14 protein-coding genes and 1 riboswitch are annotated in these 20,514 nt (G+C 63.5%); of the genes, 7 read left to right on the forward strand and 7 right to left on the reverse strand.

Annotation, left to right across the window (positions count from 1 at the left end; all coding sequences use genetic code 11):
* Window positions 1-4: 4 nt before the first annotated feature.
* Window positions 5-1,066, reverse strand: a complete 1,062-nt coding sequence (gene cobW, locus J2D77_RS11195) for a cobalamin biosynthesis protein CobW (protein ID WP_207846367.1) — start codon at window positions 1,064-1,066, stop codon at window positions 5-7.
* Between the two features lies 1 nt (window position 1,067).
* Window positions 1,068-1,424 (reverse strand): DUF1636 family protein, encoded by a 357-nt coding sequence (locus J2D77_RS11200; protein WP_207846368.1) that lies wholly within the window; start codon window positions 1,422-1,424, stop codon window positions 1,068-1,070.
* A gap of 106 nt (window positions 1,425-1,530) precedes the next feature.
* Window positions 1,531-1,755: riboswitch (cobalamin riboswitch) on the reverse strand.
* Between the two features lie 35 nt (window positions 1,756-1,790).
* Here J2D77_RS11200 and cobO point away from each other — a divergent pair.
* A complete protein-coding gene (cobO, locus tag J2D77_RS11205; protein ID WP_331000104.1) occupies window positions 1,791-2,429 on the forward strand; it encodes a cob(I)yrinic acid a,c-diamide adenosyltransferase in 639 nt (212 codons plus the stop codon).
* 22 nt (window positions 2,430-2,451) lie between these two features.
* Complete coding sequence (locus tag J2D77_RS11210) at window positions 2,452-3,885, forward strand: cobyric acid synthase (protein WP_230975732.1); 1,434 nt, start codon at window positions 2,452-2,454, stop codon at window positions 3,883-3,885.
* Between the two features lie 37 nt (window positions 3,886-3,922).
* Here J2D77_RS11210 and cbiB read toward each other — a convergent pair whose 3' ends face one another.
* Entirely contained in the window at window positions 3,923-4,894 is a 972-nt protein-coding gene (gene cbiB / locus J2D77_RS11215) for an adenosylcobinamide-phosphate synthase CbiB (protein WP_331000105.1), read from the reverse strand.
* Window positions 4,895-5,227: 333 nt separating this feature from the next.
* On the opposite strand from cbiB, the gene J2D77_RS11220 reads away from it, so the two are divergent.
* The 5 genes from J2D77_RS11220 to J2D77_RS11240 all read left to right on the forward strand — a co-directional run bounded on the left by J2D77_RS11220 (window position 5,228) and on the right by J2D77_RS11240 (window position 14,891).
* Complete coding sequence (locus J2D77_RS11220) at window positions 5,228-6,373, forward strand: acetate/propionate family kinase (protein WP_230975733.1); 1,146 nt, start codon at window positions 5,228-5,230, stop codon at window positions 6,371-6,373.
* Between the two features lie 38 nt (window positions 6,374-6,411).
* Window positions 6,412-8,829 carry a phosphoketolase family protein gene (locus tag J2D77_RS11225; protein ID WP_207846372.1) on the forward strand — a complete coding sequence of 806 codons (2,418 nt, stop codon included), beginning with the start codon at window positions 6,412-6,414 and terminating at the stop codon, window positions 8,827-8,829.
* 315 nt (window positions 8,830-9,144) lie between these two features.
* Entirely contained in the window at window positions 9,145-12,336 is a 3,192-nt protein-coding gene (locus J2D77_RS11230; protein ID WP_207846373.1) for an efflux RND transporter permease subunit, read from the forward strand.
* A complete protein-coding gene (locus J2D77_RS11235; protein WP_207846374.1) occupies window positions 12,329-13,501 on the forward strand; it encodes an efflux RND transporter periplasmic adaptor subunit in 1,173 nt (390 codons plus the stop codon). The genes J2D77_RS11230 and J2D77_RS11235 overlap by 8 nt, the downstream gene beginning before the upstream one ends.
* The gene (locus J2D77_RS11240; protein WP_207846375.1) at window positions 13,491-14,891 is read left to right on the forward strand and encodes an efflux transporter outer membrane subunit; all 1,401 of its coding nucleotides are present in this window, start codon (window positions 13,491-13,493) and stop codon (window positions 14,889-14,891) included. The genes J2D77_RS11235 and J2D77_RS11240 overlap by 11 nt, the downstream gene beginning before the upstream one ends.
* A 21-nt stretch (window positions 14,892-14,912) precedes the next feature.
* Here the strand turns inward: J2D77_RS11240 and J2D77_RS11245 are convergent, their stop codons facing one another.
* The 4 genes from J2D77_RS11245 to nuoL are packed head-to-tail and all read right to left on the reverse strand — an operon-like array spanning window position 14,913 to window position 20,514.
* Window positions 14,913-15,434, reverse strand: a complete 522-nt coding sequence (locus tag J2D77_RS11245; RefSeq protein ID WP_207846376.1) for a CBS domain-containing protein — start codon at window positions 15,432-15,434, stop codon at window positions 14,913-14,915.
* Between the two features lie 12 nt (window positions 15,435-15,446).
* Complete coding sequence (locus tag J2D77_RS11250; protein WP_230975734.1) at window positions 15,447-17,048, reverse strand: NADH-quinone oxidoreductase subunit N; 1,602 nt, start codon at window positions 17,046-17,048, stop codon at window positions 15,447-15,449.
* Window positions 17,045-18,553 carry a complex I subunit 4 family protein gene (locus J2D77_RS11255; RefSeq protein ID WP_207846377.1) on the reverse strand — a complete coding sequence of 503 codons (1,509 nt, stop codon included), beginning with the start codon at window positions 18,551-18,553 and terminating at the stop codon, window positions 17,045-17,047. Before J2D77_RS11255 ends, J2D77_RS11250 begins: the two co-directional genes overlap by 4 nt.
* Window positions 18,550-20,514, reverse strand: coding sequence for an NADH-quinone oxidoreductase subunit L (gene nuoL / locus J2D77_RS11260; RefSeq protein ID WP_207846378.1), 1,965 nt, complete (start codon window positions 20,512-20,514; stop codon window positions 18,550-18,552). Before nuoL ends, J2D77_RS11255 begins: the two co-directional genes overlap by 4 nt.

Below are 20,514 nucleotides of genomic sequence, written 5' to 3' on the forward strand. Positions count from 1 at the left end.
CAGCCTATCCCCGCGGCGCTACCTGGCCTGCCAGCGCGGCATGGATGGCCGTTGCATCGATATGGTCGTGTTCGGCAATGACTACCAGCCGGGTCTGGCGCGGCTGGGTGCCCCAGGGGCGGTCGTACTGGGTGCGCACCCGCTCCCCCACGGCCTGAAGCAGCAGGCGCATCGGTTTGCCCCTGATGGCGACATAGCCTTTCACGCGCAGGATATGCTGTTCGCGGGCAAGCGTGCGGATTGCCGCAACCAGCCTGTCAGGGTCCGCGATTTCGGGCAGGTCTATGACCATGCTGTCGAAATCTTCATGCTCGTGCTCGTCATGCCCGTCATGATGCGACGGGCGGGCGGCAAGGTCGTCTTCCGCCGCAGCCCCCAGCCCGAGCACGATCTGCGGGTCGATCACGCCGTCGCGCATGGGCAGGACCGGCAGGGGGCGGGGCGCGATTTCGGTAACGATGGTGCGCGCATGCTCAAGCCCGGCTTTGTTCACCAGGTCGGTCTTGGACAGCAGCACGATATCCGCACAGGAAAGCTGGTCCTCGAACACTTCGGCCAGCGGTGTGTCGTGATCCAGGCTGTCATCGGCCAGGCGCTGCGCGTCCACCGCCCCCGGATCGGAGGCGAAGCGCCCTTGCGCCACGGCTTCGGCATCGGCCAGGGTGATGACGCCGTCCACCGTGATGCGTGAGCGGATACTTGGCCAGTCAAAGGCCTTGAGCAGCGGCTTGGGCAACGCCAGGCCCGATGTTTCGATCAGGATGTGCTCGGGCCGCTGGGGCAGGGCCATCAGCCGTTCGACGGTGGGGATGAAATCGTCCGCCACGGTGCAGCAGATGCAGCCATTGGCCAGTTCCACAATGTTTTCCGCCGGGCAGTTTTCATCCGCGCAGGATTTGAGAATATCACCATCCACCCCCAGCGTGCCGAATTCATTGACCAGCACCGCCAGGCGTCGCCCCTGCGGGTTGGCCATGAGATGGCGGATGAGTGTCGTCTTGCCAGCGCCCAGAAAGCCGGTGATGACCGTGACGGGAATTTTGTCCAGATCGGTGCGGATGGTCATGTCAGCGCTCCTGCGGGGGGAGGCGCGCAAGGCTCTGCCTGCGGAAAATCTGCGGGCGTTCGCGCCAGGGCACCAGCCCGTCGGTGGTGGCGGCATAGGCGGCGGCCCCTTCAATAATGGGGGTCACGTCATCCACGCCCAGGCGGCCGTAGACATAGCTCCAGCAACCGGGTGCACTCAGGGCGACAGCACAGCCATTGGAGCACGCGGACAGGCATTCCACGGGGGCAATGGCAACGCCTTCGGGCGGCGGTGCCGACATAAGCGCTGCATAGAGGCGCGCACCCGCTACGGGCTTTCCCTCCACGGGCGTTTCACCCGCGCGGCAGGTCGTACAGACGAAAAGTGTCGCGTTCATATCCCCAGGCCCTGTTCCGCAACTGGGGTACCCGCGGCCAGACTCCTGTGCCGCAGATGGGGGGCAGGCAGGAGCGTACAGCCGGTCGCAGCGCACCCCGGCTGCCCGTTGTCTCTGTCTGCTGGCAGGTCTCCCGGCTCGCGGATTCAGGGTTTCCCCAACGATCGCTCCCCTTCCCGACAATGCGTCAGTGGCATGGGCGATCTATCCGGTGACGGTCGCGGGGGCGGCTGTGCCTGGGGCTGCCCCTGCGGGCGGGCTCCATCACATTCCCTCTTAGCCGCTCCATAGATTGGGTCTATAGAACGGAACCAACTCACCTGCTGTTGCGGCAACGCGCCCCGCATGTCAAGCGAAGGAGCTATTGTGACCCCTGCTGCCGATTGCCATGGAACCGGACCGGATGACGCCGTTCGCCATGCCGAAAAAATGGCCCGCAAAAAGGCCGCGCGCGACAGGATCATGGAGTCCAAGCAGGCCGACAAGGGGCTGGTGATCGTCCATACCGGGGCGGGGAAGGGGAAATCGTCTTCGGGGTTTGGCATGATCCTGCGCTGCATCGCCCATGGCATGCCCTGTGCCGTGGTCCAGTTCATCAAGGGAGCGTGGGATACGGGGGAGCGGCGCCTGATCGAGGCGAATTTTGCCGATCTGTGCCAGTTCCATGCAATGGGCGAGGGCTTTACGTGGGAAACGCAGGACAAGGCGCGCGATATCGCCGCTGCGCGCAAGGGGTGGGAAAAAGCCAGGGAGCTTATCCGCAACCCCGATATCCGCATGGTGCTGCTGGACGAGATCAATATCGCCCTGCGCTATGATTATCTCGACATAGGTGAGGTGCTGGACTTTCTGCGCGCGGAAAAACCGCCTCTGACCCATGTCGTGCTGACCGGGCGCAACGCAAGGCCGGAACTGATCGAATACGCCGATCTGGTGACGGAGATGACATTGGTCAAACACCCCTTTCGTGCCGGGATCAAGGCGCAGGCCGGTGTCGAATTCTAGGGGGCGGACAATGCGCGCCCTGATGATACAGGGCACCGGCTCGAATGTGGGCAAGTCGCTGCTGGTGGCGGGGTTGTGCCGCGCGGCCCTGCGGCGCGGGCTGTCGGTCGCACCGTTCAAGCCGCAGAACATGTCGAACAATGCGGCCGTAACCGAGGACGGCGGAGAGATCGGCCGCGCGCAGGCGCTCCAGGCTCTGGCCTGTGGCCGCGTGCCCCATACGGACATGAACCCCGTCCTGCTCAAGCCGGAATCCGATACCGGCGCGCAGGTGATCGTGCAGGGGCGATGTGTGGCCACGACGCGGGCGCGCGACTATGCCCGGCTCAAGCCGCGACTGCTGGCCTCCGTTCTGGAAAGTTTCGCACGGCTGCGGCAGGGGGCGGATATTGTCATTGTCGAAGGCGCAGGCAGCCCGGCCGAGGTCAATCTGCGGGCGGGCGATATCGCCAATATGGGGTTCGCGCGGGCGGCGGATGTGCCGGTCGTCCTTGTAGGGGATATCGATCGGGGCGGCGTGATTGCCCAGATCGTGGGAACACAGGTCGTGCTGGACAGGGCTGACGCCGCGCAGATATCAGGGTTCCTGATCAACCGTTTTCGCGGCGATCCGTCGCTGTTTGACGATGGCTATGCCCTGATCGGGCAGCGTACCGGCTGGCGCGGCTTCGGCGTGGTGCCCTATTTTGCCGATGCGGCATTCCTGCCTGCGGAAGATGCGATAGACCTGCGCCAGATGGGTGGCGCGGGCGGGTTGCGGGTGGCGGTGCCGGTTCTCTCCCGTATCGCCAATTTCGATGATCTTGATCCCCTGGCACAGGAACCCGCTGTCTCGCTGCGCATGATCGGCCCCGGGCAGGCCATTCCCGGCGATACAGACCTGGTCATTCTGCCGGGCACCAAGTCGACTATCGCGGACCTGGCCTGGCTGCGCGCCCAGGGGTGGGATGTGGATATCCAGGCCCATGTGCGGCGTGGCGGTCATGTGCTGGGCCTATGCGGCGGCTACCAGATGCTGGGCCGAACCATCAGCGATCCGCAGGGGCTGGAGGGCGCGCGGGGCGATGTTCCCGGCCTGGGTCTGCTCGACCTTGTCACGACCATGAAGCCGAACAAGCGTCTCTCCCGCGTGGAGGGGGGGCATGCGGCCAGTGGCATGGGGCTGACGGGGTATGAAATCCATATCGGCGAGACCACGGGCCCGGCCCGTTCCCGCCCGTTTGCCCATGTCGCGGGGGTGCCGGAAGGCGCGGTGTCCCCCAACGGGCGTATCATGGGCACCTACCTGCACGGTATCTTCGCGGGCGATGCCTTTCGCGGGGCGTTTCTGCGCCAGCTTGGGGCCGCTCCCTCGGCCCTGGCCTATGGTGAGAGGGTAGAGACGGTTCTCGATGCATTGGCCGACCACCTTGAAGCCCATTGCGATGTGGCGGGGCTGCTGGCTTTGGCACGATAGGAAGGTGGAAAAGGCGACCCAAAACTTTTACCCGGATCTATCCGCCCAGCAGGATGATGAAGGCCATGACGGCTGCCAGCATCACCATGGCCCGGCGGTACAGGGCCAGCCCCCGGGCAAGGTCGCGGGGTTGCGGGTCCGGTGCTTCGCCGTTGAGCCACGGTTCCTCGGCCACCCGCCCCGCATAGGTCCGGGGCCCGGAAAGGCGAATGCCCAGTGCTCCGGCAAAGGCGGATTCCGGCCAACCTGCATTGGGTGAGCGGTGCGCATGCGCGTCGCGCAGCATGATCCGTAGCACTGCCGCGGGGCGGGGAGAGGCAAGGGCGAACAGCAGGCCGGTCAGCCGCGCGGGAACAAGATTGGCCACATCGTCGATCCGGGCGGCCGCCCAGCCAAAGGCCTCGTGACGGGGGGTGCGATGGCCGATCATGGAATCCATCGTGTTGATTGCCTTGTAGGCGGCAATGCCGGGCAGGCCCAGCAGCATGCCCCATATCAACGGGGCGACGATACCGTCGGATGTGTTTTCGGCAAGGCTTTCCGCCGCTGCCCGGGCGATACCGGGCCCGTCCAGCAAGTCCGGGTTGCGGCCGACGATCATCGAGACCGCCCGGCGCGCACCGGCAAGATCACCCACGGCCAGCGGTCTGGCGACGGCAGCGACATGATCGTGCAGTGAGCGTGCAGCCACAAGCGGCCACGCGAGGATACCGGTCAGGATCACACCCGCCCGATTGTCGGGCAGCAGGTGGGATATCGCGAATGCCAGTCCCACCGTCAGGGCGATGACGGCCCCGGCAAGGACGATACCGGCCAAGCGGCGCGAGCCATAGGAAATATCCGCGCGGTTGAGCCGTCGATCGCCCGCATCGATCAGCGCGCCCAGCCATGTCACCGGATGGCCGATGCGTGCGTACAGCGCGTTCGGCCAGCCGAATGCGGCGTCCAGCATCAGCGCGATCAGCATGGCCGCCGTTGTCGCGCCAGTCAGCATGAGTGGGGCCGGCAAGTGCGGGCCTGATATGCGGCTGTTCGTCGTTTGCTCTGCAGAGTGCCGCCCATTCCAGACCTTTTCTCTCGCTCGTCTTGTCAGTCCGTGCCGCGTGGGCGGCCTTGCGGAACTTAACCCTATGCCACCGGTTATGAACATAACCCGGTAATCATGTCGTCAGATAGACAGGATGACGCGTGAACGCTCCATCGCCGCATAGCGCGCAAGCCATGGCGGGGCCGAGATATGAAACCGCTCCTGCCTGCCTTCGCCGGAATATCTCCGGACTCTGCAACGGAGCTTGCGCCCGTATCAGGCGGGATACTGGTTCTGAATGCGGGTTCATCCGGCATGAAGTTTGCCGTGTTTGCCGCCGGAGGTGCCAAGGCTGAGCGGCTGGTCCGGGGTGAGGTCGAATGTCTTGGCGAACGGCCCCGTCTGCAGGCGCGCGATCCGCAGGGGCGGGTGCTGATGGAGCGCGAATTCACCCTGACCCCGCCTGAGGAAATACGGGCCAGCGCCGTGCAGATCCTGATGGACTGGCTGGATACGCATGCGGATATCGGCGACATACGCGCTGTCGGTCATCGGGTCGTGCATGGCGGGCCGGATTTCGCCCGGCCTGTACTCATCGATGACGCCACGCTCATGCGTCTTGAAGACCTGACACCCCTGGCCCCCATGCACCAGCCCGCTTGCCTTGCCCCGGTGCATGCGTTGCGCCGGGCGCGGCCCGCTTTGCCACAGGTCGCGTGTTTCGACACGGCTTTTCACCGCACCATGCCCGCTGTGGCCCAGATGCTCCCCCTTCCGCATCGCTATGGCGCCAAAGGCATCCGACGCTACGGGTTCCACGGTCTTTCCTACGAACATATCGCACGCAGCCTGAACCAGCCCGATCGCGACTGGCCAGGTGCCCGGATCGTGGCGGCCCATATCGGCAATGGGGCCAGCCTGTGCGCGCTGCACCATGGGGTCAGCATGGACACGACCATGGGGTTTTCGGTGCTGGACGGGCTGGTCATGGGCACGCGCAGCGGCACAATCGACCCAGGCGTGCTGCTTTACATGCTGAACGAGGAACGCCTCACCCCGACCGAGGTGGAAGATATCCTGTACCATCGGGCGGGACTTCTGGGGGTGTCGGGGCGTTCTGGGGATATGCGCGTTCTGCGTGCGCATATGCACGATCCGGCCGTGCGCATGGCACTGGATCTTGCGGTTTATCGTTTTGCACAGCAGGTAGGGGCCATGGTCGCGGTTCTCGATGGCGTGGACGGGATCGTTTTCACCGGCGGGATCGGGGAACATGACGCGGCCTTCCGGCGTGATGTCTGTACCCGGCTTGCCTGGCTGGGTGTCGCACTGGATGGCGCCGCCAATGAAACGCACCGCCCGCTGGTTTCAACGCCCGACAGCGCGGTGCAGGTGCATGTCATCGCCGCGGACGAGGAAGCATCCATCCACCGGCATGTTCTTGCCTGTATCGCGCAATGACGCCATGCCAGGGCGTGGCGGGATCGAGGTTTTCAGTCATGACCCTATCAGCACAGCGACTTTCCGAACACCAGCTCGCCCTTTTCAATAAATGGTGGCAGGCCGCGAACTATCTGTCCGTGGCGCAGATCTACCTGCTGGCCAATCCGCTCCTGCGCCAGAAGCTGAAGCTGGAGCACACGAAGCCGCGCCTGCTGGGCCATTGGGGCACCACGCCGGGGCTGAATTTCATTTACCTGCATCTCAACCGGATTATTCGCGAACGGGCCAGAAGTATTCTGTTCATCGCAGGGCCGGGCCACGGGGCGCCGGGGGTGGTGGCCAGCACGTATCTTGAAGGCACCTATACCGAGTATTTTCCCGACGTCACGCAGGATCTTGAAGGTCTGGCCCGACTGGTCAAGCAGTTTTCCTTTCCCGGCGGTATTCCAAGCCATGCGGCCCCGACCACGCCCGGTGCCATCCACGAAGGGGGCGAACTGGGCTATTCGCTTTCGCATGCTTATGGCGCGGTCTTCGATAATCCGGAACTGGTCGCCGCCTGCGTGATCGGGGATGGCGAGGCCGAAACAGGGCCGCTGGCGGCAGCGTGGCATAGCAACAAGTTCCTCAACCCCGCGACCGATGGCGCGGTTCTGCCCATTTTGCACCTGAACGGCTACAAGATCGCCAACCCCACGGTTCTGGCCCGTATTCCCTCCGCCGAACTGCTCAGCCTGTTTCGGGGCTACGGCTACGCCCCCATCCTGGTGGAAGGGCACGAGCCCGACCCCATGCACCAGGCCATGGCGGCCGCCATGGATGAGGCATTCGATGCCATTGCCGCCATCCAGCAAAAGGCCCGCCGGAACGGGCCCCTTCCACGCCCGACATGGCCCATGATCATCCTGCGCAGCCCCAAGGGGTGGACCGGCCCCAAGACGGTGGACGGCCTGCGGACAGAGGATTACTGGCGTTCCCATCAGGTTCCGTTCTGCGACCTGACAAAGCCCGCCCATCTGGCCCTGCTGGAGGACTGGCTGCGCAGTTACGAACCGGAAACCCTGTTTGACGAAAACGGAACATTGCGGGGCGATATCCGGGCCCTGGCCCCCGTGGGTGATCTGCGCATGAGTGCCAACCCGCATGCGAATGGCGGCGTGTTGAAGCGACCGCTGCGCCTGCCGGACATTGCCGCGCATGCGGTGCAGGTCACGGCACCCGGGGCGGTGGCCGCCGAAAGCACGCGCATTCTGGGAACATGGCTGCGCGATGTCATGCGCGACAATCTTGCCAGCCGCAATTTCCGGATCTGGTCGCCCGATGAGAACAATTCCAACCGCCTCGACGCCGTGCTTGATGTCACGCAACGGGCCTGGGTGGCCGAAACTTATGAGTATGACGACCATCTTTCGCCCGATGGGCATGTCATGGAAATTCTGAGCGAGCATACCTGCCAGGGATGGCTGGAAGGTTATCTGCTGACAGGGCGGCACGGTTTCTTCTCATGCTACGAGGCATTCGTTCCCATTGTGGATTCAATGGTCAACCAGCACGCAAAATGGCTGAAAACCGCCAGGGAAGTGCCGTGGCGGCGGCCTATTGCCTCGCTCAACTACCTTCTGACATCGCATGTCTGGCGGCAGGATCATAACGGCTTCAGCCATCAGGACCCGGGCTTTATCGACCATGTCATCAACAAGAAAGCCGATATCGCGCGTGTTTACCTGCCGCCTGATGCGAACACGCTGCTCTGTGTCGCAAGACACTGCCTTGAAAGCTGGAACAGGATCAATGTCATTGTGGCGGGCAAGCAGCCCGAACCGCAATGGCTGGGCATGGATGCCGCTATCAGGCACTGCAAGCAGGGGATCGGCATATGGGAATGGGCCAGCAGCGACAAGGGGAGCGAGCCAGACCTGGTCATGGCCTGCGCAGGCGACGTGCCGACCATGGAAACGCTCGCCGCCGTCTCGATCCTGCGCTGCCATGTGCCGCACGTGAAAATTCGCGTGGTCAATGTGGTGGACCTGCTCACGCTGGCATCGCAGGACCAGCATCCCCACGGGCTGGAAGATCCCGCCTTCGACAGCCTTTTCACCATAGGCACGCCGGTAATCTTCGCCTTCCACGGCTATCCGCAGCTTGTTCACAAGCTGATCTACAAGCGGGCAAACGCGATGAACTTCCACGTACACGGTTTTCAGGAAGAAGGCACGACCACGACACCTTTCGACATGACGGTGCTCAACCATCTGGATCGGTACCATCTGGTGCTCAATGCCATCCGCCAGGTGCCGACACTTGCCGCCCGGGCCGCCTATGCCGCCCAGGCCATGCGCGACAAGCTTGTGGAACACAGACGCTACGTGGACACATACGGGCAGGACATGCCCGAAATCCGCGACTGGACATGGACCCCCATGGGCGATGCACCCGCTGAAGCCGCCCCACCCGATCGCCATCCCATACAGTAGGTCCCGCACCATAACGGTGCACTTTCATATCTCCCGAAGAAGGCAAGCCCCCGGCAGGCTTGGACCGTGGGCCTGAATAGGGCCCTGTCAGCGCTTTTTAAGCGGGGCCTGTCAGCCGATTGCCCGTCTGGTGCGTTAAGGAGAAATCCGGCCGGGAAATGCGTTCTCCAGCCCGGCCCGTCAGGGATCACGATCATGACAATGCGCCGCGTCTTCGGGAGTCCAGTCCACCGTGTTCCGGTCTTTGCCCCCATAAGAGGGCATGCGGGGCTTATGACTGCCGCGCGCCCTGCCTGCGCGCATTAGTCGGCACACATGAACGCGATTGTTCGTCTCGCGCTGGCCCGTCCCTATACGTTTGTGGTGATGGCGCTCCTGATTGCCATTGTCGGCGTGCTGAGCGCCATCCGCACGCCTGAGGATATCTTTCCTGATATCGGCATACCCGTCATTGCCGTGGCGTGGACCTACAGCAACCTTTCGCCGCAGGACATGTCAGGGCGGATCGAACTGCCCTTCCAGCGCGTGCTGACCACGACCGTGAACAATATCGAACATATCGAAGGCCAGTCCCTGACGGGGATCGGGGTTACAAAAATCTTCTTTCAGCCGGGCACGGATATCCGTATCGCCAATGCGCAGGTGACAGCCATTGCCCAGACCTTGCTGCGCCAGTTGCCCCAGGGCACCACGCCACCGCTTATCCTGAATTACAATGCCTCCACCGTGCCCATCGTCCAGCTTGCGCTGTCGGGCGAAGGCATGACCGAACAGCAGCTTTACGACTACGGCTTCAACTTCATCCGCAACCGCCTGGTGACGGTGCCGGGGGCGGCCATTCCCTTTCCCTATGGCGGGCGGGTGCGCCAGATCCAGATGGATCTCGACCCGGCCAAGCTGCAATCGCACGGCGTATCGGCCCTGGATGTGGGCAGCACCCTTGCCAGCCAGACACAGATAACCCCTGCGGGTTTCGTCAAGATCGGCGAATACCAGTATAATTTCCGGCTGAACAACGCGCCGCTTTCTGTCGAACTGCTGAACATGCTGCCCGTGCGCACGATCAATGGCGCGGTCGTGCGCGTGCGCGATGTCGCCCATGTGCGCGACGGCTCCACGCCGCAGCAGAACGTGGTTCATGTGGATGGCCAGCGTTCCGCCCTCATGACCGTGCTGAAATCGGGGGCGACCTCCACCATCGCCATTGTGGAAGGGGTCAAGGCGATGATCCCCGATGCCACCCGTGGCCTGCCCAGACAGCTTAAACTCAAGCCCGTCAATGACCAGTCGCTTTTCGTCAGGGCGGCGGTAGACGGGGTGATGCGCGAAGGGGCGATTGCGGCGGGGCTGACCAGCCTGATGATCCTGCTGTTCCTGGGGTCGTGGCGGTCCACGCTGATCGTGGCGACCTCCATCCCGCTTTCGGTCATGGGGGCGATTGCGGCCCTTTCCACCCTGGGGGAGACGCTGAACGTCATGACCCTGGGTGGGCTGGCGCTGGCCGTGGGTATTCTGGTGGATGAGGCGACGGTCACGATCGAGAATATCGAACGTCACCTGGAAATGGGCAAGGATGTCCAGGCCGCCATTATCGACGGGTCGGGAGAGATCATCGTTCCGGCTTTTCTCTCGCTCGTATGTATCTGCATCGTGTTCGTGCCGATGTTCTACCTGCCCGGCGTGGCCGGCTTCCTGTTCGTGCCGATGGCGCTGTCGGTCATGCTTGCCATGGCGATGTCCTTTATCCTGTCGCGCACGCTGGTTCCCACCATGGCCATGTTCCTGCTGCACCCGCATGACGACGGGGCAAAACAGCCGAAGGAGACTATCTTCACGCGTTTCCAGAAAGGGTTTCAGCGGCGTTTCGAAGCCCTGCGCGACCGGTACACGGACTTACTGCAAAGCGTGCTGGAGCGTCGCGGCTGGTTCGTTGCGGGGTTCCTGTGTTTTGCCGCACTGAGCATGGGCCTGCTGCCTTTCCTGGGGCGTAACTTCTTTCCCCAGGTCGATGCGGGAACGATGACACTGCATGTGCGCGGCCCCACCGGCATGCGGATCGAGGAAACATCGTCCCTGTTCCAGCGCATAGAAAAACAGATCCGCCAACGGGTGCCGGCGGATGAGATTGAATCCATTGCCGATAATATCGGCCTGCCCACAAGTGCGATCAATACGGCCTATAACGCCTCGGGCACGATCGGGCCGCAGGATGGGGACATTCTGGTCGCCCTCAAGCCAAACCACCATCCGACCGAACGCTACGTACGCGTCCTGCGTGCCGAATTGCCAAGACAGTTCCCCGAAGCAGGTTTTGCCTTCCTGCCATCGGATATTACCAGCCAGATCCTGAATTTCGGCGCACCCGCACCGATCGACATCCAGGTATCCGGGCCAAACCCCGATGAAACCCGACAGTTCGCCGAACGGATATTGCGCGCGATACGCCCGATAGACGGGCTGGTCGATGCGCGGATCCAGCAGCCAGGCCATTATCCCGAACTGCGGTTCGACGCCGATCGCACCCGTATCAACCAGCTTGGCCTGAGCGAAGGCGATGTCACCACCAGTATCGCGACCTCGATTGCCGGCACGGTGCAGACCGCGCCCCTGTACTGGCTGGACCCGCACAGCATGGTCACGTACCCCATTGCGGTGCAGATGCCCGAATACCGGATCAGTTCGCTGGCCGATATTATCGGCCTGCCGGTCACGGGGGCCTCCACCTCGCAACTCCAGGTGCTGGGGGCGCTGGGCACGATCAGCCGGGGCACGACATCGCCCGTCGAGGCACAATATAATATCCGCCCATTGATCGATGTTTTCGCGGGAAGCGACGGGCGTGACCTGGGTGCGATTGCAGCGGACGTGCAGGCGGCGCTCAGGCACCTTGAGCACGACCGGCCCGATACGGTGACGGTTACATTGCGCGGGCAGTACCAGGCCATGTCCACCGCCTTTTCGGGCATGGGGTTCGGCCTGCTGGGCGCGATCGTGCTGATCTATCTGCTGATCGTCATCAATTTCCAGAGCTGGACCGATCCGTGCATTGTCGTCCTTGCCTTGCCGGGTGCGCTGGCGGGCATATGCTGGATGCTGTTTGCAACCCAGACCCCGCTTTCCGTTCCTGCATTGACGGGGGCGATCATGTGCATGGGGGTGGGGACCGCTAATTCCATTCTGGTCATCACCTTCTGCCGCGAACAACTGGCCGAACATGGCGATGCCCTGCGCGCGGCGGTGACAGCGGGCACCACCCGGTTGCGGCCGGTCATCATGACGGCGCTGGCCATGATCATAGGCATGCTGCCCATGGCGCTGGGGCTGGGGGAAGGGGGGGAGCAGAACGCGCCGCTGGGGCGTGCGGTCATTGGCGGGCTGATATTCGCGACCTGTGCTTCGCTGTTTTTTGTGCCCGCGTTATTTGCCATTATCTACGACCGCCGTGCGCGCCGGGCTGCAAACGGGGCTGCCAATGGGGCTGCGAACCGGGCAGGTGCCCATGGCTGAAACCGACCCCGCGCCACAGGCCACGCATAAACCGCGCCTGCGATGGATCGTCCTGATCGGTGCGGGTGTTTTCGGGGTTATTCTCATCGCGGGAACGATTGCGCGCATTCATGGCCGCCACCGTCTACATGCCGAAAATGTCGCGGCCCTGGTGCCGAGCGTGACCGTTGTGCATCCTGGCGGGCAGGCGGTCGATACGCTGGTTTTGCCCGGTATACTCCAGGCGTGGTACAGCGCGCCGGTCTATGCGCGGACCAACGGCTACCTGCGGCAATGGTATGTCGATATTGGACAGAAGGTGCAGGCTGGCCAGCTTCTGGCCCAGATCGACACGCCCGATGTCGATCTCCAGCTTGCCGCGGCAAGGGCGGCACTGGGCACCCGGACCGCCCAGCGCGACCTGGCCCGCATCACCTCGCGCCGCTGGGACCGCCTGAATGCGCAGAATGCCGTATCCCAGCAGGAAACGGACGAACGCCGCGGCAACCTTGCCGCCAGCGAGGCCACGCGGCATGAAGCGGCGGCCGATGTCGAACGGCTTGAAACGCTCTCGGCCTTCAAGCTCATCCTTGCCCCCTTCGCCGGGGTGGTGACCAGCCGTGCGACCGATATCGGCGCGCTGATCGTGGCTGGCACTGCCACCACGCAGCCGCTTTTCACGGTATCGGACGTAACCCGCCTGCGGCTTTACGTGCGTGTGCCCCAGGCCTATGCCGCGCGCATGCAGGACGGTTTTGCCGCCCGTTTCACGGTGCCGGATTATCCGAACCGCCAGTTCGAGTCACGCCTGATCCATTCGGCCGATGCCGTTGACTCCCAGTCGGGCACCATGCTGGTCCAGCTTGTCTACGATAACGCACAGAACCTGCTCAAGCCCGGGGCCTATGCCCAGATCGCCTTTACCTTCCACGGTCCTGTACCGCAGGCCCCGCCACCCGTGCGCATTCCCGCCAGCGCCCTGCTGTTCCGCCGGGATGGCACGACCGTGGCGCTGGTGGACGAGCACGATCATGTCGTGATCCAGCCTGTCTCGATCATGGTCGATTTCGGGACGGAACTGGAAGTGACGGGGCTTGACGCCCAAAGCCGCGTCATAAACAACCCGCCGGACGATATTGCCCAGGGGGATCCGGTCAAGCCGCGCGAGGATGGACATGGTTCCTGAATGGCGCAGGGGCGGGGTCATGCTCCTTGTCTGCCTGTTCTGCGGGTGCGATCTGGCGCCGCGTTACGTCAGGCCCACGCTTGACGGCGTTCCCGCCACGTTCAGGGAAACCGGGCCCTGGACACCCGCCCAACCGGCCGAAACCCAGCCGCGCGGGGCGTGGTGGGCGGTCATGGGCGACGATGAACTGAACCGGCTGGAAGATCGGATCGAACAGGGCAGCCCGCAACTGGCCGCCGCCGTGGCCCGCTACGACCAGGCGCGTGCGCTGGTGCGGCGCGCACGCGCCGAGTTCTTTCCCCAGATCGACGCCACCGCCAGTGCGCAGCGTGAACGCGCCCTTTTTACCACCACCGGCAATTATTACGACTACCGGGAATACGCATCGGGCGGCGCCATTTCGTGGGAGCCCGATATCTGGGGGCGTATCCGCAATCTCGTCAGGGCCGCGCGGGCGAACGCGCAGGCCAGTGCGGCCGATCTGGCATCGGTCAGGCTCAGCCTCCAGGCCGAACTGGGGGAAGATTATTTTCAGCTCCGCGGGCTGGATGCGCGGATCGCCCTGCTGCAAAGAACGGTGGCGGCCTATACGGCAGCCTTCGACCTGACGACAAAGCGCTTTGTCGGCGGGGTGGCGAACGAACTGGATGTGGGGCGTGCGCAGACCCAGTTGACCACAACCCAGTCGCAGCTGGAGCAGCAGCGGGCGGACCGGGCCCTGGTCGAGCACGCCATTGCCGTGCTGATCGGGGAACAGCCCTCCATCTTTGCCATAGCACCTTCAGGTGACCTGCCGCCGGTGCCGGTCATTCCTGTCGCGGCACCATCTTCCCTGCTGGAACGCAGGCCCGACGTGGCCTCCGCTGAACGGCATATGGCCGCCGCCAATGCCCGGATCGGCGTTGCACGGGCGGCGTTTTTTCCCAACATTACGCTCAGTGCCACAGGTGGCTCCGAAACCACGATCGGCGCCCTGGCCGCGGCCGGCACGGGTGTGTGGGCCCTTGGTCCGGCCATGGCCACGCTGGCCCTGTTCGATGGCGGCCGGCGCTTTGCCAACCTGGCCGTAGCCCATGCCGCCTATGCGGAAGCCGCAGCCAATTACCGCCAGACGGCGCTGAACGCCTTTCGCGAGGTGGAGGACCAGCTGGCCCTGCTGAACCATCTGGCGGATGCCGCGACCCGGCAGGATGCAGCCGTGGCAGCCGCCACCCGCACCGATCGTCTGGCAGGGGTGCAATACCGCGAAGGTGCGGTGGACTACCTTCAGGTCGTTATTGCCCAGACGGCCGAATTGCAGGCGCGCGAGGATATGATCACCCTGAACACCCGCCGCCTGATGAGCGGGATCGACCTTGTCAGGGCCATGGGCGGTGGGTGGCGGAAATAACGCGAGCGGGCGATAGTTCACTCATACGCCGAAGTTTTGCAGCGGGGCCGAACCACTCTCGCACTGGATGGATGGCACGTCTTCATGGGGCAGGACGGCGGCATGGCCGTTGCCGGTCACGTAAGCCTGTAATTCCCGCGCTTCTTCCTCCGCCGTGGCAGCACGGAGCTTGACCACGTCGCCAATGCTGACCAGCCCCACCAGCTTGCCATCTTCGAGCACCGGCATATGCCGGGCGCGGAAAGTGGTCATGCGGCAGGCCACGTCATAAAGACTGTCATCGGGTGTGGCGGTGGGCACGTCGGTCGACATGATGTCTTTGACAAAAAGCGTGGACAGGCCCGCGCCATGTTCCGATACCGCGCGGACAATGGTTTTTTCCGACACAAGGCCGACAAGCTTTCCCTGCGCGTCTACAACGGGCGCGCCACCGATATTGTTGTGCACCAGTATATCGGCCAGGGTCGTGACCAGATCGTCTTCCCTGACCGTAATGACCATGCGCCCTTTCTGGGCCAGAATATGAAAAACACGGGAGGACATGGCGAAAATCCTTTACATGCTTTCAGGCGTGAGCCGTTGGGTCGGCACGGCGGCGGGCGGGGGCCCCGGCTGATAGGCGGGAAAAAGCGGGTGGATGATAAAGGCGGGAAACAACCCTCCGACAACCACTATCATGCTCAGAACGATGATCAGCGCCGTCAGTTCCGGCGATGCGCCGGGCCCGCGGCGTATCGCCGGAAGGGAGGGGGGCACCATCATCAGGCGAATGATGTTCAGGTAATAATACAGCCCCATGATACTGCCCGCGACCAGGACAAGCAGGAGCAGCCCGCGATGGTGATCCATACCGGTTGCCATGATCTCGAATTTTGCAAAAAAGCCGATACCGGGCGGAATACCCGCAAGCGAGAGCAGCATGAGCGCCATGGCGGTTGCCAGGAACGGGCGCGAAAAGAACAGCCCCTTCCAGTCCAGTATTGTCGTGCCGTCTGTGCCGTCCGGCGTGGCGAAGGCATTGATGGCGGCAAATACCCCCAGCGTGCTGGCGGTATAGGCGGCCAGATAGGCGCCAAGCGTGCCGGGTTGCAGCGGGCCGGGGGAATAGAAGGCAATCAGCAGGTAGCCCATATGCGCGATGGAGGAACACGCCATCAGGCGTGTCAGGCTGGTCTGGCGCAACGCCAGCAGGTTCCCGACCAGAATCGTCAGCACGATCACGCCATACAGCAGGGTATCGAGGAATGGCGGGGCATGCCCCATGCTGAAATAGCGGACAAGGGAAGAAAATATCGCTATTTTTGAGACAACCGCCATGAAGGCGGCAACAGGCACGGGTGCCCCCTGCATGACATCGGGCAGCCACATATGAAAGGGTACTGCCGAAAGTTTGAAGAACATGCCGGCAAGGATCATGACCGTCGCCGCCATGGCCACCAGAGGGGGTATGCCATTTCCCGCAACAGGCAGGCCAAAGCGCAACGAGCCCGTGGCAGCATAGGCCAGGCCGATGCCAAAAAGCAGGATGGCGGAGGAAACACCCGAAAGGATCAGGTATTTCATGGCAGCTTCACATGCCTGCATGGCATGGCCCTGTCGGTAGGCGATAAGCCCGGGCAGGGATATGCCCAATATTTCCAGCCCCAGAAAGAACGGCATGAAATTGGCAGCATACACCATGGCGAAGGCCCCCAATGTGCCCAGCAGCACAAGCAGGGAATATTCATCGCCAATGGATGTGCTATCGAGGGTGCCACTGGATGCGCCTGCCGGTGTGGCGTTGAGTGTGGCATTGGGTGCACCGATGGACGGATCAGTGCGCGGGTCAGTCCTCATGCCAATGTGCGGGCCGGTGCCTGTATCCGCCCGGGGGCCGCTCATGTCCCGCCAGGACATGAGCAGAATGCACAGGGCCGAAAACCCCACCAGTCCGGCGGTATAGACAGCCCAGCGGTCCTGAAGGAAGAGGGCCGCCCCATCCACGGGGGCGGCACCGATATGGGAACCCACGCTGACAAGGGCCAGCAGCAGCGTCACCAGCCCGATGGACAGGTTGCGCCGGATCGAGCGCCGCCAGGCGATACTGCCCAGCATGATCGCGATCCCGCAGGAAAGCAGGGGTAGCGGGGTAGGCAGGAACAGGTCATGCATGATCATGGCGCGTTGCTCCTTGTGGCAGCCCCTGCGGCAACCGGCAGGGGGGAAGGGGTGGAAAATGTCATGAAAGGCTGGGGGTACAGGCCCAGCACGACCAGGAACGCCATGATACACGCGAAAACCACCATCTGCCGGGCGCCGAAATCCGCCCCGGCTATGGGTTCGGGGCGGGGGGCTGCCAGGAAGATGCTGTTGACCATCCGCAGGGAATAAACGCTGGCCAGAACCAGCCCGATAGCGGCCAGCGCCCCCATCAACGGGCTGACAGGCCAGATCGCCAGCAGGACAAGGAATTCCCCCGCGAAATTGCCCAGACCCGGCATGCCGAGCGAGGCCACGGCAAAAAACAGCCCCGTTCCCGACAGCCGGGGCATGACCCGCCACAATCCGCCAATGACCTGCATGTCGCGCGTGTGCATGCGCTCCCCAATGGCGCCCGCAATCAGGAACAAGGCCCCTGTGCCCAGCCCGTGGGCCAGCATCTGGATCACCGCCCCCTGCACGCCCATGGAAGAACCACTGAAAATGCCCAGCAGCACAAAGCCCATATGGCTGATACTGCTATAGGCGATCAGCCGTTTGAGATCGCGCTGGTTACACGACAGCCATGCCCCGTACAGAATGCCCGCAATCCCCAGCCCCATGGCAATCGGGGCAAGGCGGGCCGCGGCATCGGGAAAAAGCATGACATTGAAACGGATCATGCCATAGCCGCCGGTCTTGAGCAGGATCCCCGCCAGCAGGACGCTGGCCGCCGTAGGGGCCTGGGTATGGGCATCAGGCAGCCAGACATGCAGCGGCACGGCGGGCAGCTTGACCGCGAAGGCGATGAAAAACCCCGTCATGAGCACCATGGAGGACATCGGGGGCAAAGGCGTTGCGGCCAGGGTGAAATAATCGAAGGTCAGCACGCCCGTTACGCGATAATGCGCGATGACAAGCCCAAGGATCGACAGCAGCATGATCAGCCCGCTGCCCTGGGTGAAGACAAGGAACTTCATGGCTGCGTATTGCCTGTTCTCGTGCCCCCATACCGCGATCAGGACAAACATGGGCACCAGCATCAGTTCCCAGAAGAAAAAGAACAGGAAAAGATCGGTGGCGAGAAATGTCCCGATAATACCGCCAAGCGTTGCCAGCAGAAGGCAGTGAAACACCCCGGCATGGTACGTGACCTGGCGGGTCGCAACCCCCACGCAGGCCAGCGACAGGACAAGGGACAGCCAGATCAGCGCAAGGGAAAGACCGTCCATGTCCAGGCGGACCGCAATCCCCAGCGGTGGCACCCAGGGCCGGTAAAAATGCGCCAGCCATGGGCCCGCAGGCGTGGGGTGTCTGAATGTGACCAGCGCAAGCAAGGCCGTTTCCAGAACAAGGGTCAGCATGCTCATGCGCCACGCCCCGTCGCGCAGCCGTAGCGCAGCACCCAGACGGGGATGATCCAGCACCCAGGCCAGCCCGCCACCCAGAACAGGCAGGAGCACAAGTGCGGCAAGAGGGCTCATGGCAGCACCATTGTCGCCAGGGCCGCGCAAAGCCCTGCGGCGATCCATGCCGCATACCAGCGCACCCGGCCGTCCTGCATGCGGCCCAGAAGAATGCTGCCCTCCCTTGTCAGCATGACCGTTCTGCCAGCCACCAGCCCGATCATGCCGCGTCGGGCAAGTTCGAGCCGGTCGCTGGCAAGGCGGGTCAGCCGGCCGGTCCGGCCAAGGCAGTAAGCCGCAACATCGTGCCGCACGAACCACAGCAGCACGCGCAAGGGGCGCACGAACACAAGCCCGTACAGCGCATCCGTCGCGCGCGGAGTACTGCCCGCCAGCGGGATAATGCTGGCCTGCCCCGGCATTTCGCGCATGATGCGGGGCGTTCTGCCCCACAACACCCATGCCGCCAGAAGGCCGGAAAGGGGGGCCAGTGCGCCTGCCAGCACCAGCCAGGCTGGTTCATGCGCCTGCGGGGGCGAGAGGCCGAGAAATGCGGTGAAAAGGTGGATGGGGGCCAGTGTGTCCGGCATTTCGACCATGCCGCCGAACACGGACATTACGGCAAGACAGGCTAGCGGTATGCCCATGCCGGCCGGTGTTCGCCCGGTTGGGTCGGTTCTGGAATCCCCCTCGAAAACCACGAAAACGGCGCGGAAAATATAAAGTGCCGTCAGGAACGCACCCAGCAGGCCCAGCCCCCACAGGACAGGCCCTGCGGGTATGTCATGGCCCGCCAGCATGAATCGTGCCGGCCAGAGCCCCGACAGGATCATTTCCTTGCTGTAGAACCCCGCACCCACCAGCGGCAGTCCCGCAAGGGCGGATGCCCCAGCCACGAAAGCGGCCGTCACACCCGGCATGGCCCGGCCCAGCCCATTCATGCGGAAAATATCCTGCTCGTGCCCTGCGCGCAGGATGATGCTGCCCGCGGCCAGAAAGAGCAGCGCCTTGAAGAAGGCATGCGTCATCAGGTGGAACAGCGCCCCCTGCCATATCCCGCACCCCAGGGCGAGATACATGTAGCCAAGCTGGCTTATGGTGGACCAGGCCAGAATGCGTTTCAGGTCCGATTGAACAAGCGCCGTGCAGGCCGCCATGAGCAGCGTAAGCACCCCCATGACCGCGACCAGCGCCTGCACGGCCGGTGCCAGCGCGAACAGCCCGTGCAGGCGCGCCAGCAGGTAGACCCCCGCCGTGACCATGGTCGCGGCATGGATAAGGGCGGACGTGGGCGTCGGCCCCGCCATGGCGTCGGGCAGCCAGGCCTGGAACGGGATCTGGGCTGACTTGGCAAAGGCCGCCACCACCATGCACAAGGTCGCGGCATTGACGACCATGTGTGAAACCTGGCCGCTTTCCGCCGCCCCCACTTCGGATGCAATGCGTAGCGACCCGGTTGCCGTGGCCAGCAGCAGCAGGGCGCACAGAAAGGCGACATCGCCTATGCGGGTCAGGTAGAAGGCCTTGCGGGCCGCTGCCGTATTGGCCGGATTATCGTGCCAGAAGCCGATAAGCAGGTAGGAACACAGCCCGACACCTTCCCACCCAATGAACAGGCAGAGCAGGTCGGACGCCAGAACCAGCACCAGCATGGCGGCCACGAACAGCGTCATGCAGGCGAAAAAACGCGCAAGGGCCGGGTCGGTGCGCATGTAGCTCATGGCATAGATATGGATCAGCCCGCCCACGATCGTGACCACCAGGATCATGAGCAGGGATATCCGGTCCAGCATGAAGGCGATATGGGCTGAAAACCCGCCTGCGCGCATCCAGGTCCACAGATCGACGTGCAGGACCTCCGTTACGGGCCGGGCCAGCAGCCAGGCTGCCAGAATCACGCAGCACAGGGCGGAAAGCCCCACGCCGCCGCAGGCCACCACGCCAACCCCGCGCGTGGACAGATGCCGTGCGCAGGTGAACAGGATGATGGACGCCACAAGCGGGCACAGGACAGCCAGAGGGATAAGGAACGCCGCCAT

Origin of the sequence: Acetobacter garciniae, assembly GCF_017377735.1 — a bacterium.
GTDB lineage: Bacteria > Pseudomonadota > Alphaproteobacteria > Acetobacterales > Acetobacteraceae > Acetobacter > Acetobacter garciniae.